The 14,551-nt window shown below is 39.7% G+C and carries 13 protein-coding genes; 9 read left to right on the plus strand and 4 right to left on the minus strand.

Annotated features, from left to right (window positions below):
* Nucleotides 1-198: 198 nt before the first annotated feature.
* Nucleotides 199-858 (minus strand): GntR family transcriptional regulator, encoded by a 660-nt coding sequence (locus CBE70_RS14480; protein ID WP_100159871.1) that lies wholly within the window; start codon nucleotides 856-858, stop codon nucleotides 199-201.
* A 468-nt stretch (nucleotides 859-1,326) separates the two neighbouring features.
* Here CBE70_RS14480 and CBE70_RS14485 point away from each other — a divergent pair, with 468 nt between their 5' ends.
* From CBE70_RS14485 to CBE70_RS14515, 7 genes are all read left to right on the plus strand, one after another.
* A complete protein-coding gene (locus tag CBE70_RS14485; protein WP_100159872.1) occupies nucleotides 1,327-2,577 on the plus strand; it encodes an NRAMP family divalent metal transporter in 1,251 nt (416 codons plus the stop codon).
* A 13-nt stretch (nucleotides 2,578-2,590) separates the two neighbouring features.
* Nucleotides 2,591-3,382, plus strand: a complete 792-nt coding sequence (locus tag CBE70_RS14490) for a LamB/YcsF family protein (RefSeq protein WP_100159873.1) — start codon at nucleotides 2,591-2,593, stop codon at nucleotides 3,380-3,382.
* Complete coding sequence (locus CBE70_RS14495; RefSeq protein ID WP_100159874.1) at nucleotides 3,379-4,185, plus strand: putative hydro-lyase; 807 nt, start codon at nucleotides 3,379-3,381, stop codon at nucleotides 4,183-4,185. Before CBE70_RS14490 ends, CBE70_RS14495 begins: the two co-directional genes overlap by 4 nt.
* 14 nt (nucleotides 4,186-4,199) lie before the next feature.
* The gene (locus tag CBE70_RS14500) at nucleotides 4,200-5,777 is read left to right on the plus strand and encodes a 5-oxoprolinase subunit B/C family protein (RefSeq protein ID WP_100159875.1); all 1,578 of its coding nucleotides are present in this window, start codon (nucleotides 4,200-4,202) and stop codon (nucleotides 5,775-5,777) included.
* 16 nt (nucleotides 5,778-5,793) lie between these two features.
* Complete coding sequence (locus CBE70_RS14505; protein WP_100159876.1) at nucleotides 5,794-7,539, plus strand: acetyl/propionyl/methylcrotonyl-CoA carboxylase subunit alpha; 1,746 nt, start codon at nucleotides 5,794-5,796, stop codon at nucleotides 7,537-7,539.
* Nucleotides 7,540-7,722: 183 nt separating this feature from the next.
* Nucleotides 7,723-8,520, plus strand: coding sequence for a sulfite exporter TauE/SafE family protein (locus tag CBE70_RS14510; RefSeq protein ID WP_100159877.1), 798 nt, complete (start codon nucleotides 7,723-7,725; stop codon nucleotides 8,518-8,520).
* A 104-nt stretch (nucleotides 8,521-8,624) separates the two neighbouring features.
* Entirely contained in the window at nucleotides 8,625-8,855 is a 231-nt protein-coding gene (locus CBE70_RS14515) for a hypothetical protein (protein ID WP_100159878.1), read from the plus strand.
* Nucleotides 8,856-8,893: 38 nt separating this feature from the next.
* Here CBE70_RS14515 and CBE70_RS14520 read toward each other — a convergent pair whose 3' ends face one another.
* A complete protein-coding gene (locus tag CBE70_RS14520; RefSeq protein WP_100159879.1) occupies nucleotides 8,894-9,334 on the minus strand; it encodes a PACE efflux transporter in 441 nt (146 codons plus the stop codon).
* Between the two features lie 110 nt (nucleotides 9,335-9,444).
* On the opposite strand from CBE70_RS14520, the gene CBE70_RS14525 reads away from it, so the two are divergent.
* On the plus strand, nucleotides 9,445-10,347 hold the full coding sequence (locus CBE70_RS14525) for a LysR family transcriptional regulator (RefSeq protein WP_023583674.1): 903 nt from the start codon (nucleotides 9,445-9,447) through the stop codon (nucleotides 10,345-10,347).
* Here CBE70_RS14525 and narL read toward each other — a convergent pair.
* Nucleotides 10,344-10,997 (minus strand): two-component system response regulator NarL, encoded by a 654-nt coding sequence (gene narL / locus CBE70_RS14530; protein ID WP_082239485.1) that lies wholly within the window; start codon nucleotides 10,995-10,997, stop codon nucleotides 10,344-10,346. The genes CBE70_RS14525 and narL overlap by 4 nt on opposite strands.
* A 25-nt stretch (nucleotides 10,998-11,022) precedes the next feature.
* Nucleotides 11,023-12,828 (minus strand): nitrate/nitrite two-component system sensor histidine kinase NarX, encoded by a 1,806-nt coding sequence (narX, locus tag CBE70_RS14535; protein ID WP_100159880.1) that lies wholly within the window; start codon nucleotides 12,826-12,828, stop codon nucleotides 11,023-11,025.
* Nucleotides 12,829-13,125: 297 nt separating this feature from the next.
* Between narX and CBE70_RS14540 the strand changes: the two genes are divergently transcribed.
* On the plus strand, nucleotides 13,126-14,520 hold the full coding sequence (locus CBE70_RS14540; RefSeq protein ID WP_100159881.1) for a NarK family nitrate/nitrite MFS transporter: 1,395 nt from the start codon (nucleotides 13,126-13,128) through the stop codon (nucleotides 14,518-14,520).
* The last annotated feature ends 31 nt before the right edge of the window (nucleotides 14,521-14,551 follow it).

The raw sequence follows: 14,551 nt of genomic DNA on the forward strand, positions 1-14,551 counted from the left end.
TAGCGCCGATGGTAGTGTGGGGTCTCCCCATGTGAGAGTAGGGAACTGCCAGGCATTAAATAAGACGAGAAAGCCAACCCAATGGGTTGGCTTTTTTGTGTTTGGGGTTTTTAAAAGATCAAAAGTTAGTAAATTTTAAATATTACCCTAAATTCTGAATATAAAAATGCCCTAATTTAGGGCATTTTTTATGATCTTTTAACAAAAGTTATGACGGGAAAACGCGGCTAACACCGTCCTTTCTGAAATTTCTAAATAGTCTTCCATTGCTGCTGCGGCTTCTTGCGCTTTTCCATCCATCAACAGCATTAAAATCTGTTCATTTTTTTCAATATAAGGTGCGTGTAGTAATTGGGGATCATTTAGTAAGCCAAATGCTAAACGTAATTCTGCCAGAATAAGTTGGTATTGTTTAAACAATCTAGGGCTATCTGAAAGCTCAACAATCGCGGTATGAAAGTGCATATTACAGGTTCCTACACCGCTCCAATCTTGTTGTTCTTGAAAGATTTTTGCTTGATTAACACTATCTTGCATTCTAACAATAGCGGGATGCATAGGATAAGAATGTCGTAGAGCATCACATTCAATTAATCGTCTTACACGATAAATATCCATGATACTTGCCATATCTGGTACAGAAACAAAAACACCACGATTAGGTTTATAAGTCAAAAGCCCTTCTTGGGTAAGAACGCGGAAAACCTCTCTTAAAGTATTACGCGATATCTCTAGCGTTTCACTTAATGCAGTTTCTGACAATCTTTCACCAGGAGGTAATTCTCCAATAGTGATTTTTTGCCGAATAACATTTGCGACTTTTTGAGAAAGAATTTGTGGAGATGTTTTTTTCTGCATTATCTTCTGCTATTAGCTTAATAGAAGCGTCTATTCTATCAGTGTGTTTTGTAATATATAACCTCTATTATGTCACTCTGTCGTACTTCTCACTGTATCGAGTATGACTTTCTATTTATTTCCATCCAAAAAACTTAATTTTTTCTCGCCATATTTTAGTGATTAAACTTATTTTTCCTTCCATTTAGCGCACTATTTTTGTGCATCTGATCTTTTTATGCCTCATTTAAGTGCATATTCATGGCTAATTAATAGGTGATAATTGTCAATAAAATGTTAAAAATGCGATCTTCTTTGCACTTTTATCATCCCGTATTTAAATCTATTTGCTTATTTATTCATCTATTATTATTAATTGTTCAACAATCTAATATCAGGTGATTAACAATTACGTATTCATGCTCAACAATGGCACGCTAATTGCCTTAGTAATAATAATTAAAATAATGATGATAAAGGGGGTAGCTCATGGCTACACAAGATTCTGCAAATACAACATCAAGCTCGTTTATAAAAAATAGACGCTCTTCACTGATAGCTGCCATTTTTTTAATGGCAACGTCAGCAATTGGGCCAGGTTTTATTACGCAAACTGCAACTTTTACTGCCACTATGGGAGCTGCATTTGCATTTGGTATTTTGGCATCAATAATCATCGACTATGTTGTTCAGCAAAGTATTTGGCGAGTGATTACGGTTACCAATATGCGAGCTTCAGATATTGCTAACAAAGCAATACCCGGCAGTGGCTACTTACTTGCTGTATTAGTTATTTTTGGCGGTTTAGTGTTTAACGTGGGTAACATTGCAGGTGCTGGTTTAGGGCTTAATGCGATGGTTGGCCTTGATCCTAAATGGGGTGGGATCTTAAGTGCTTTACTTGCGATCTATATTTTCTCTTCACGCAAAGCCAGTAACTTTATTGATCGTATGATTATCGTTCTTGGTATCGTCATGATCTTACTAACTGTTTTTGTTATGTTTGCCTCTAATCCTCCAGTAGGCGAAGCATTAAGACAGACTGTTTTACCTGATGCGATTAACTTCGCTACGATCACTACAATTGTCGGTGGCACTGTGGGTGGCTATATTTGTTATGCGGGCGCTCACCGTCTTCTTGATAAAGGAACAACGGGTATTGAGAATATTGATGCTGTATCAAGCGCTGCAACCAAGGGAATTTTAGTGGTTGGATTAATGCGCTATATTCTGTTCCTTGCCATTTTAGGTGTGGTTGCCAGTGGCGTAACATTAGATATTTCTAGCCATGCGGCTAATCCAGCTTCTCAAGCATTTCAACATGCAGCGGGTTTAACTGGATTACGCATCTTCGGTCTTATTTTATGGGCAGCTGCATTAACGAGTGTGATTGGTGCTGCTTATACCTCAATGTCATTTATTACTGTATTTAAAAAAGGCGTTACTGAGCGTCAACGTAATATCGCAACCATTATTTTCATCGCTATTTCACTCGTCATTTATATGGTTATGGGAACTGCACCCGCTGCATTGTTAGTCTTTGCCGGTGGTTTTAATGGACTAATTTTACCTATTGGTATGACACTCTTCATTTTTGTTGCATGGCGTCGCCAAGATCTCATGAATGGTTATAAATATCCTGCATGGTTACTGTGGTCAGGTATTTTAGTCTGTGCGCTGACTTGGTACATGGGCATTATGTCCGTAGGTGCTATTTTTAACTACCTCAACATTGCTTAAGAGAATAATAACGATGATAAAAACAGTCGATTTAAACAGTGATTTAGGTGAGAGCTTCGGTCAATGGACAATGGGCAATGATGATGCAGTGCTTGAAATTGTCAGCAGTGCCAATATTGCTTGTGGCTTTCATGCGGGTTCACCTGATGGAATTTTAAAAACATTAAAAGCAGCAAAACAACACAATGTCGCGATAGGAGCACACGTTGCTTATCCTGATTTAGTGGGTTTTGGTCGTCGCAATATGGATATCTCCAGTGATGAATTAACTGCAGATATCATTTATCAAATAGGAGCTTTGCAAGGATTAGCGAAAGCAATTGGTATGAAAGTGACTTATGTTAAGCCTCACGGCGCGCTTTATAACACAATTGCCCATGATAAACGCCAAGCACTTGCTGTTATTGAGGCAATGCTGGCGATTGATCCTCAACTGATCTTAGTAGCTTTAGCCGGATCACCGCTTATCGCGCTTGCAAAAGAAAAAGGACTTCGTGTGATAGCGGAAGCCTTTGCTGATAGGGCTTATCATTCTGATGGCACGCTGGTTTCTCGACAAAAAGCGGGGGCTGTCTTACATGATCCTAAGCTTGTTGCACAACGTATGTTACGGCTTGTGCAAGATGGAGGCGTTGAGTCTATAGAAGGTATTTTTACCACGATACAGGCTGATTCTATTTGTGTTCATGGTGATAGCCCAGATGCTGTGGCTCTTGCTAAAAGTGTAAAAGAAATTTTAATTAATCATGGTGTTAGCATTAAACCTTTTGCACCTCTATCTCTTAACAGTGAGGTACAAAAATGACTAATTTAATGAAAGCAACCGCAGATGCAATTGCCAAAGCACAAGAAGCTCGATTAGCTATTCGCAATGGTTTAGCAATACCAACAGCAGGTATGGCTAAGGGAATGACACAAGCTAACATGATTAGTTTGCCTCGTGATTGGGCATTCGATTTTCTACTCTATGCTCAACGTAATCCGAAAAGTTGCCCAATATTAGATGTTTGCGGATCAGGAAGTTATCGTACTGTTCTAGCAAAAGATGCTGATCTGCGTACTGACATTCCTCTTTATCGTGTTTGGGAAAATGGCACATTAGTGGATGAAATTACGGATGCCACTGATATTTGGGCGCAACATCCTGATCTCGTTACGTTTCTTATTGGATGTAGTTTCACTTTTGAAGCACCCATGCTAGAAGCTGGCATTGAAATTCGCCATATCACAGATAACTGCAATGTACCGATGTATAAAACGAATCGCTTGTGTCGTCCTGCGGAACGATTAGAAGGCGAGTTAGTGGTTTCAATGCGTCCTATTCCTGCTGATAGAGTTGCTGATGCTGTGATGATCAGTGGTCGTTTCCCTTCTGTACATGGTGCTCCGGTTCATATTGGCTCGCCTGAAGCGCTGGGGATTAAAGATATTATGTCGCCAGATTTTGGCTCTCCAGTGAGAATTGAAGAAGGTGAGATCCCCGTATTTTGGGCTTGTGGTGTGACTCCACAAGCGGCAGTGATGCGTTCAGGTGTTCCTTTTGCACTCAGCCATGCTCCGGGGCATATGTTTATTACCGATGTGCCTGATGCAGCTTATCACGTATAAGGGAGGAAGATACTTTGCGCTTTTTACCCGTTAACTTATCTCATGTACTTGTCGAGCTTTCCTCTTTAAAAGAGACACTCGCCTTATATGAATCCGTTAAACAAGCAGATATTGCTGCTATTCAAGATATTGTGCCCGCAGCGAAAACACTCTTAATTCACTACACGCCGTGGTTAATCACGGCTGAAGAACTTGTGTTTCAGCTTCGACAATTAGAAGTCAAAGCGGTATCGGCACGTCAAACACAATCATTAACGATCCCTGTCCATTATCAAGGTGAAGATCTCAATGAGGTTGCTGAATTATTAGGGATCGCGATCAGTGAAGTGATCCGCAGACACACAGAACAAACCTATCAAGTTGCATTCACTGGTTTTGCTCCAGGTTTTGCCTATTTGATTACCGATGAAACCCAGCTTTATGTACCTCGCCGTAAAACACCTCGTACACGTATCCCAGCAGGCTCGGTCGGATTAGCTGGTGAGTTTAGTGGGATTTATCCGCAACAAAGCCCCGGTGGTTGGCAACTTATTGGTACCACAGAAATAAAAATGTGGGATCTCTCTCGTGAACAACCCGCCTTTCTCTTACCGGGTAATGAAGTGCATTTTGTCGATGCCCAAAAATCCCCAATTACAGTTTCACTACCTGAGAAAAAATCAGCAGTAGCTTCCCCGCTCTCGTTAAATGATAAAGGGTTATATGTGATTTCAGCAGGGCTACAAACTTTATTTCAAGATGAAGGGCGTATTGGTGCTGCATCAATGGGCGTATCTGCTTCTGGTGCACTTGATAAACCGGCTTTACATGCGGCTAATCGTTTAGTGGGTAATCCCACGACTTTTGTTGCACTTGAAATAACTCAAGGCGGACTGACTCTTAAAGCAAGACAAGATTGTGTGATTGCTTTAACAGGGGCGGATTGTTCTATTACGTTAAAACATGAGTTGGGTGAGAATGAATCTCTATCGGGTTATCAGCCTATAGATGTTCGCTGTGGCGATGAAATTATCTTAGGTATACCCCAAATGGGTGTACGTAGCTATCTTGCCGTGAGAGGCGGATTTAAATTACCAAAAGTGTTAGGTAGCTATGCGTTTGATACTTTGGCACAAATTGGTCCTAATGCTTTACAAGAAGGCGATGTCCTTCATCTAAATAATGAAAGCATCTCAAACGGTATTCTTGCCGATGAACAGCCAACATCAGTACTGCCAAAACAAGGTGATATCGTCACACTTGATGTCGTTTTAGGTCCTCGTACTGACTGGTTTACAACTGAAGCTATAAAGACATTAACCTCTCAATTATGGCAAGTGACACCACAGTCTAATCGTATTGGATTACGTTTATTGGGCGAAACACCTCTTACACGGGAACAACAACAAGAGTTATCGAGTGAAGGAACTTGCATTGGTGCAATACAAGTGCCGATTAATGGGCAACCTGTTTTGTTTCTTAACGATCACCCTTTAACAGGAGGATACCCTGTTATCGGCGCTGTTGCTGAATATCATTTACCACTCGCAGGGCAGATCCCTGTTAACGCTAAAATTCGCTTTAATCCAATTACCGAATTTCAAGAATATTGATAGGAGAATGCCACTCATGACAACAATTAACCAAAAACAACGAGTGAAGCATAGAGTACTGATTGCAAACCGAGGCGAAATTGCAGTTCGTATCATTCGTGCTTGTCAGGATCATGGAGCCACATCAATTGCCATTTATGCTAATGATGATATTGATGCACTGCACGTCCGTCTTGCTGATGAAGCTTATGGACTCAATGGTAATTTGCCGAAAGAGAGCTATCTAAATATTAATAAAATTATTGATATCGCCCATAAAGCCAATGCTACGATGATCCATCCCGGCTACGGTTTTCTTTCTGAGCGAGCTGATTTTGCAAAAGCGGTACAAGAGGCAGGGTTTATTTGGATTGGCCCTAACCCAGAAACGATTGAAGTGCTTGGCGACAAAGTGAAAGCTCGTAAAATTGCACAATCTGTTGGTGCTCCTCTTGTAAATGGTACGGCTGATCCCGTTAATGATGCTAAAGAGGTTCTAGATTTTGCTAAACAGTATGGTCTACCTGTTGCTATTAAAGCTGCTTTTGGTGGTGGTGGACGGGGTTTAAAGATTGCTCATAAAATGGAAGAGATTGAAGAGCTCTATCATTCTGCTGTACGAGAAGCCGTCACTGCATTTGGACGTGGTGAATGTTATGTCGAACAATTCTTAGATAAACCTCGCCATATCGAAGCGCAAATTATTGCAGATAAACTGGGTAACGTTGTGGTTGTAGGAACGCGAGACTGTTCATTACAACGTCGTAATCAAAAGCTTATTGAAGAAGCGCCAGCACCTTATTTAACTGAGGAACAACGTGAACGTATTCACCAATCAGCTAAAGATATTTGTGCTAAAGCGGGCTATGTGGGCGCAGGTACAGTTGAGTTTTTATTAAGTGAAAATGGCACTATCTCTTTTCTTGAAGTGAATACGCGTTTACAAGTAGAGCACCCAGTTACCGAAGAAACCGCGGGTATTGATTTAGTGATTGAGCAGTTACGTATTGCGGAAGGTTTACCACTAAGTATTGATAAAACCCCTGTTCCGCGCGGTCACTCTTTTGAATTTAGGATCAATGCAGAAGATCCCGCCAAAGGCTTTTTACCGACACCGGGTTTAATTACGCACTTTTCTCAGCCTTCAGGTCCAGGTGTTCGTGTAGATAGTGGTGTTGCTGAAAATAATCAGGTTTCCCGTCAATTTGATTCTATGATGGCGAAATTAATCGTCACTGGGGCAACCCGTGAACAAGCAATTTCTCGTGCTCGTCGAGCATTAGCTGAATTTAAAATTGAAGGTGTGGCAAGCGTATTGCCTTTCCATTGTGAAATGATGGAGCATACTGATTTTACTGAAAACTTTAAAGTGCATACCCGTTGGATTGAAACAGATTTTCAGGCAAAAAATACCCATTTCCCTCGTAGTACACCTGCAAAAAATGAAGAACTCGTTCGTACTTTTATTGAAATTGATGGTCGTCGCCATGAACTCGCTTTACCCGCTCAATTATTGTCACTCTCTGCGGTAATACCAGCAGCAATTAATGCCGGTCATGAGAAAGAAGAGAATGAAAAAGCAGTCACCGCGCCAATTTCTGGTGTATTACATAGCTGGATCTTATCTGATGGTGACAAAGTCAAAGAAGGTGATGTTATTGCCATTATGGAAGCAATGAAAATGGAAGTTCAGGTAGTTGCTTCTCGTGATGGTGTGTTACAGCAAAAAGCCAAAACAGGGGATTATTTCTCAGCAGAAACGGTCTTAGCTGAAATCAACTAATTGATTACTCATCAGGATCTTTATTTTTAATCTTTGTGCCTTAATATGAATAAACGTCATATTAGGGCACATTTTTATAATAACGCCATTTATATTCCTATTTGTTATATCTAATTCCTTTTGGTTATAAGTTATTTTGCCTATAATCGAAGCTTGTGAAATTTTAAGCAAAAAGGAAATAGGATGTTGCTTGTAACACAACTGCTTATTGGTGCTGCAATAGGGTTAGTTATTACAACGACGGGTGTAGGTGGTGGTGTTATTTTATTGCCTGTTCTTATTTATCTTTTTGGTATGAATGCATTAGCTGCGGTTGCAACAGCAAATTTACTCTCGATGCTAATGAAGCTCTCATCTTCTTATATTCATTTTCGGTTAGGCAATATTCCATTAAAACCCGCACTATTGATCTTAGGGATAATGTTTCCGGCAACATTCTTAGCAAGTTATGGTGTGACATGGTTGGGATCACAACCTCAATATTACGATTGTGTTGAATCTGGTATTAATATTTTAATGATCGTGGCTATCGTGTTTTCATTGATCTTGTTTTTACAGCGAATGGTAAGAAGAACAGCAATTTCAGATCCTTTAATTGCTTTACCACCTCCTTCTTCAGTGACTTTTTCTTCCTTATTTGTTCCGGGAGTAAGTGCTGGATTTGTGCTTGGTGCAACTGGAGTAGGAGGGGGATTAGTCGTGTTGCCTGTGTTAATGCGTTTTGCACAAATGGGTATTAAAGAGGCAATCGGTACTTCTATTTTTATTACTACGATCCTTTCTGGTGGATCAGCTATCGCTTATAGTGCTGGTGGTTATACCGATGTTCACACGGCACTTATTCTGTGCTTAGGCTCATTACTCTCCATTCCATTAGCCCGCTATTTACTTGTGTATTTATCAGAGCGTTTTTTCCAATATTTAACACTGTCATTTATTCTGATCAGCATCATTATGATGAGTTGGAAATTAATAAATTAACTTAATGTAATATCGAGTGAGTCAATCTTTCTCTTATTACCTTTAGTTAGACTAAACTTATTCTATCATCATTAGATTAACTATTAAGAGTAAGTAAAAACGAGATGAATATTAAAACAGGTGATGAGTTTTTAGTTTATATGGCGCTGGGTGAAGAGAGTTATATGAAAGAATATTACCGTGTAATTGAGATTGATCCAACGCTTTCTCAAGTGACAGGTAAATTACTAAGAAGAACAACGGCTGATGACAAAAATATTGGTTTAGGTCGTTGTGAGTTAGAAGGCGGTATTGAACAATTTGCGTTAGAAGATATCTATCCTGTTAAAGAGTGATCCGCTATTGAGATCACTCTTCTTACTTAATTTGTCGCTTAGGCAGCGGGCGCATTCTCCGGTAATGCCGATTTTGGCAAGCCAAACACTTTATCAAATATCCAGTTATAAACGAAGGTATAACAAGGGATGATGATGATCAGCGCAAAATCCATAACTAATGCTTGCCATAACGAAACATTAAGCCACCATGCTATTAACGGAATTAAATAGAGCACTAGCGTTAGCTGAAATCCAATCGCATGTACTAGACGGCGTCTAAAAGTTCGAATTCTTGAGACTTGCCGACTCTCCCAAAATTCAAATATGCAGTTATAAATAAAATTCCAACTCACCGCGATTGTTGTGATCACAAGTGCCAATGGGCCGGTTACTGCTGTTGAACTATCAGCTAAAAAGGCAAGCCCGACTGATGAAATAACCCAGCCAAAAATTTCATAAGCGGTCACGTAGACAATTTTTCGTTTGATACCTTGCATTGTGCTCTCTTTTTCTGTGGATCTGTGTCGTTAAGCATCGTAAGATAAATCAGTAAGAATGATAGAAAAAGTTAGCTAGTATCAATTTGACTGAAATATCAGGAGTGAACATGCAGTTCTCAAGTGAACATATTGCGATATTTTTAGCAGTGATGGATAAGGGATCTTTCTCTGCGGCTGCACGTTCATTAAAACGCGTTCCATCAGCAGTCAGTATGGCGATTGCTAATATGGAAGCTGAATTAGGTTATGCGCTTTTTGAGCGTTCATCACGCGAGCCTCAGCCAACTGAAAAAGCAAAAGCACTTGAGCCTCATGCCAGAATGATCGCAGAGCAATTAAAATTATTACAAGTGCATGCTCAAGAGCTTTCTATGGATCTCGAAAGTGTCTTAAATATTGGTGTTGCGGCTGATATTAATCCTGATTATTTATTACCTGCGTTATCTGAATTAACGCAACGTTATCCGTTACTTAATGTGAATGTGATAACCGCGGCACAAGATGACATTATTGAGATGTTGCATTCGCATAAAATTCAATTGAGCCTAGTTTATGGGGGCTTGTATGTGAATGGTGATGAGCAATTTCAATATCTTGGCTCTGAGTCATTGGTGGCAACAATATCTGCAAGTCATATTGCATTAGCACACCCTGCAAGTGTGTTTATTGAGGATCTTGTCAATGTGCGCCAAATTATGATTGCAAGTCATACCAAAGAGTTAAGAGATGAGCGCTCATTAGTGGCAACGAATTATTGGCAAACTGACAGTTTTCAAATGGCTCTGGGTATGGTTGAAGCGGGAATGGGATGGGGCAATTTACCGTATTCGTTGATTTATACTCAATTGCAAAAAGGTAAATTAAAACAGCTTCAGTTTAAAAATACGAAAAATGAGTTGCGATTGCCTATTCATGCCATGTGGCTAAAAGGAGAGTCGTTACAAAAAGGGGCAAAAGAGTTAGTTGAGCTGATGAGTACTCACCAGCCCATTGTACCTAACTTTAATTAATCGACGCGTTGTTGATGAACCCAAACAGCGACTTCAACACGAGATTTTAGCTTCATCTTTTTCAGTAGATGTTTTACATGCACTTTAACCGTACTTTCCGTGATATCAAGCTTACGCGCGATCATTTTGTTTGATAACCCTTGCGCTATCAGTTTTAAAATATCGCGTTCACGCGGGGTGAGTTGTTCAATATCACGCTCACCTTCAGAACGATCTTCACGTAATGATTCGGCTAAAATAGGGGTTAACGCAGGGCTGACGACCATTTTTCCGGCAGCCGCTTGTTTTAGAGCCGCAAGTAATTCTTCAGGCTCCATATCTTTTAAAAGATAGCCATCTGCACCACGTTTTAACGCTGTGACTAAATCATCACTATAATTTGATACGCTGAAAACAACGATCCGACCTGATAACGACTTTAATCGCAGTTGATCAAGTGTTTCAAAACCATTCATGCCTGGCATATTTAGATCGAGTAAGATTAAGTCAGGATCTAACTCTTCAGCTAGTTTCACACCTTGAATACCATCTCCCGCTTCCCCAACAACAGTGAGTGTTGTATCAAGACTTAAAAGTTGTTTTACACCATTGCGTAGCATCGGGTGATCATCAATGAGTAAAATTGTCGCTTTTTCTGTGGGGGATCCCATATTATTCATTACGACTTGCTCCAATTTAGACAGTGTCTTTATGAGTAGTTATTAATGGAAATTTAACAAACACTTGAGTACCGCCCTGTTCGCGTACTTTTATAGTATAAGAACCATTTAAGCTATTTGCGCGTTCACGCATAATAATAAGGCCATAATGATTTAGTTTTTCAGGGTTCGGGCTAATTCCTTCACCATTGTCATTAATTTTTAGTTCAATAATGCCATTATCAAGAGATAAAGAGACTTCAGCCCAATTCGCATTGGCATGTTGCAAAATATTGTTTAACGCTTCACGTACAATTTGAACGACATGAATACTTTGATGCGAATTTACGCATTTTGCAGGTAGTTGGTAGTCAAAATTAATCGTAAAACCAAGGCGCTGATTAAATTCATTCAGCGTACTTTCTAATGCGGCTAATAAGCCTGGTTCAGTGAGTTTTAAGCGAAATGTGGTTAATAATTCTCTTAGTTGGCGATAAGCGACATTAAGCTCCTCTCGCATCTCTTTGAGTAATTTTTGGCAATTTTCGGGCAAGGTTTCCGATTGCATTTGCAAATAGCTAACTTGCATTTTTAAACAAGAAAGTGATTGTGCAATGGAGTCATGTAACTCACGGGCAATTGCCGAACGCTCATCCATTAACAGTAGTTGTTGTTGTTGCTCATTTTGCTGTTCCATTGCCAGCATGGCTGAAATTTGTTTTGTCAGTAGCAACATTAAATTATTTTGCTCATCTGTTAGCGTTGTCTTTTCAGGTAATTGCATAACAAATAAGCCATAACGATGAATTTGATCCGCTAATTCCCAATGTAATAATTCATTATTTAGTGGTGTATCAATGGGGGGATTATCCTCACAACGCTCACATTGCTGATCAGGGCAATGATGGGGGCGCGATTGTGGTGCTAGGCTAACTTCATTAAACAGTGTGTGATGATTATCTTCATATAAACGTATTTGCAAATAGCTATCAGGAATAATTTGTTGAAGCTCAAATAATATCTGCCTTAATCGAGCGCAAAGAGGTGCAGGGGAGTGTAACTGTTGGCTTGAATGATAGAGATAAGAGAGCACTTTATTTTTTTGTTGTAAATCATGTGTTTTTTCAACCACTCTTTTTTCTAATTCACTATATAGCGTAGAAAGCTCTTCTGACATGGTATTGAGAGCAATTCCCAATGTGGCAATTTCATCATGGTGTGTACGTTGGTGGAAACGTGCTGAAAAATTACCATGACCAATGGAATTCGCCATCGCCATAAGTTGTTGCCAAGGGTGTAATAAACGGCGACGAAAATGCCAAACAGATCCAAACAGCAATAACAGTGTAAGTGCAGTGAAAATAAGCTGGGTATAAGCCACCAGCCTGATTTTTTGCTCTGTCAGTTGGTCGATACTTAATACGAGTTTATCGAGTTGAGAAACAAAAAAGATAACTTCTTGTTTGGCTTCATTACGCTGTTTTGCGGCTAATAATGCGGGTTTTAACGTGTTTTTCCAATAAGTATTGAGCTGGGTATATTGTGATTGTAACGAGGTATTAGTGAGCACTTGTAGCAACTCTTGACTGCCTAAGTCTTTCTCTAATTCTTGAATATAAGCACGATGTGGCTCATCAAGCGGCAAAGCAGATAATAAACGATAGCTTTGCATACGCAAAGAGCCTGATTTATTAATCGCATGGGCATTGCCTTGCACACTTAAAATAATGTGGTTAGAAATTGCCATACCCACAACACCCAATAAGGTGAAAAGTAACATTAATATTGCGATTTGATTAATAATTGAAAAACGGTAATGCCATTGGATTTTATGAGTGCTCATCGTTATTTTTCCAAATTTATTCAGGCGCTATCTTGCCTTAAAAAGGCATCAAATGTCATATACTACTAAAGTATTACCCCTAAATATCTAATGGAGGTAATTTCACTTGTAAATTATAGCGATTTTAATTTAACTTATTAATTTAAAATGAAAAAATAAGGATAATCCTATTAATACTTAGGTGTAAATTACGACTTTAGCTTAAAAATCAAACAAATCTTTGCTTGATGCAGATCATGACTAATTAACAATTCTAATCGTAAAAAGGTGCCAATCTAACCGTTAATCGAGGTTGTTATGGCACTCACTCAACACCCAGAAAAAATGAGAAAAGGGGTGATCGAAGATTGGCATCCTGAAGATAAAGTTTTTTGGGAAAAGACTGGTCAAAAGATCGCTTCACGCAATTTATGGATTTCTGTTCCTTGTTTACTTTTATCATTCTGCGTATGGATGCTCTTTAGTGCAGTTGCAGTCAATTTGAACAAAGTAGGTTTTAACTTTACCACAGATCAGCTGTTTATGCTGACTGCACTACCTTCAGTATCGGGGGCCATTTTACGCGTTCCTTATTCCTTCGTTATTCCTATTTTTGGCGGCCGTCGTTGGACAGCAATCAGTACCGTATTTCTAATCATTCCTTGTATTTGGCTTGGTTTTGCCGTGCAAGACACGACAACGTCTTACTCCACTTTTATTGTAATTTCACTGCTATGTGGTTTCGCAGGTGCAAACTTTGCTTCAAGTATGGCAAACATCAGCTTTTTCTTCCCTAAAGCACGCCAAGGCGGTGCATTAGGATTAAATGGTGGATTAGGTAATCTTGGCGTGAGCGTTATGCAATTAATTGCGCCATTAGTGATTGGTGTGGGTGTTTTTGCAATGTTTAGTGGCCCCGGTGTTGTTCAACCTGATGGTTCGCATTTATGGCTAGAAAATGCAGCATGGGTTTGGGTGCCTTTCTTATTGTTTTTTACCTTTGCTGCTTGGTTTGGTATGAACGACCTTGCCGCTAATAAAGCCTCTTTAAGCCAGCAATTACCGGTATTAAAACGAGGTCATCTCTGGCTATTAAGCATTTTATACCTGTGCTCTTTTGGTTCATTTATTGGTTTCTCTGCGGGTTTTGCCATGCTTTCTAAAACCCAATTCCCGGATATTGTCATTCTGCATTATGCCTTCTTTGGACCTTTATTAGGGGCTTTAGCTCGTCCTGTTGGTGGGGCGCTTTCTGATAAATTTGGTGGCATTCGAGTTACGCTGATTAACTTTATCATCATGGCAATATTCTCTGCATTACTCTTTTTAACGCTACCTGAAAACGGGGCTGGTGGTTCGTTTATCGCGTTCTACGGTGTCTTTATGGTGCTGTTTTTAACCGCCGGTTTAGGTAGTGGTTCTACATTCCAAATGATTGCAGTGGTGTTTAGAAAAATCACTGTTGAGCGCATGAAAGCCCAAGGCGCTACAGATGAAGCTGCTCAAAAAGAAGCGGTAACAGAAAGTGCCGCAGCGCTTGGTTTTATCTCTGCCATTGGTGCAATTGGTGGCTTCTTTATTCCTAAAGCCTTTGGTACATCGCTGGCTATGACGGGCTCTCCTGCCGGTGCCATGAAAATCTTTGTTCTATTTTATATCGCCTGCGTCTTGATCACTTGGTTGGTCTATGGACGTAAACACAATAAACAATAATGACGAATTATACGCAATGTGAGAGCGCTCA

The organism is Proteus columbae (genome assembly GCF_002777965.1).
In the GTDB taxonomy this organism is placed as follows: Bacteria; Pseudomonadota; Gammaproteobacteria; order Enterobacterales; family Enterobacteriaceae; genus Proteus; species Proteus columbae.

What these genes read in the sequence shown, in the direction of transcription:
- CBE70_RS14510 (WP_100159877.1), top strand. Translation starts at nt 7,723, where the DNA reads ATGTTGCTTGTAACACAACTGCTTATTGGTGCTGCAATAGGGTTAGTT.
- CBE70_RS14520 (WP_100159879.1), bottom strand. Translation starts at nt 9,334, where the DNA reads ATGCAAGGTATCAAACGAAAAATTGTCTACGTGACCGCTTATGAAATT.
- CBE70_RS14505 (WP_100159876.1), top strand. Translation starts at nt 5,794, where the DNA reads ATGACAACAATTAACCAAAAACAACGAGTGAAGCATAGAGTACTGATT.
- CBE70_RS14540 (WP_100159881.1), top strand. Translation starts at nt 13,126, where the DNA reads ATGGCACTCACTCAACACCCAGAAAAAATGAGAAAAGGGGTGATCGAA.
- CBE70_RS14480 (WP_100159871.1), bottom strand. Translation starts at nt 858, where the DNA reads ATGCAGAAAAAAACATCTCCACAAATTCTTTCTCAAAAAGTCGCAAAT.
- CBE70_RS14490 (WP_100159873.1), top strand. Translation starts at nt 2,591, where the DNA reads ATGATAAAAACAGTCGATTTAAACAGTGATTTAGGTGAGAGCTTCGGT.
- narL (WP_082239485.1), bottom strand. Translation starts at nt 10,997, where the DNA reads ATGGGATCCCCCACAGAAAAAGCGACAATTTTACTCATTGATGATCAC.
- CBE70_RS14525 (WP_023583674.1), top strand. Translation starts at nt 9,445, where the DNA reads ATGCAGTTCTCAAGTGAACATATTGCGATATTTTTAGCAGTGATGGAT.
- CBE70_RS14485 (WP_100159872.1), top strand. Translation starts at nt 1,327, where the DNA reads ATGGCTACACAAGATTCTGCAAATACAACATCAAGCTCGTTTATAAAA.
- CBE70_RS14495 (WP_100159874.1), top strand. Translation starts at nt 3,379, where the DNA reads ATGACTAATTTAATGAAAGCAACCGCAGATGCAATTGCCAAAGCACAA.
- narX (WP_100159880.1), bottom strand. Translation starts at nt 12,828, where the DNA reads ATGAGCACTCATAAAATCCAATGGCATTACCGTTTTTCAATTATTAAT.
- CBE70_RS14515 (WP_100159878.1), top strand. Translation starts at nt 8,625, where the DNA reads ATGAATATTAAAACAGGTGATGAGTTTTTAGTTTATATGGCGCTGGGT.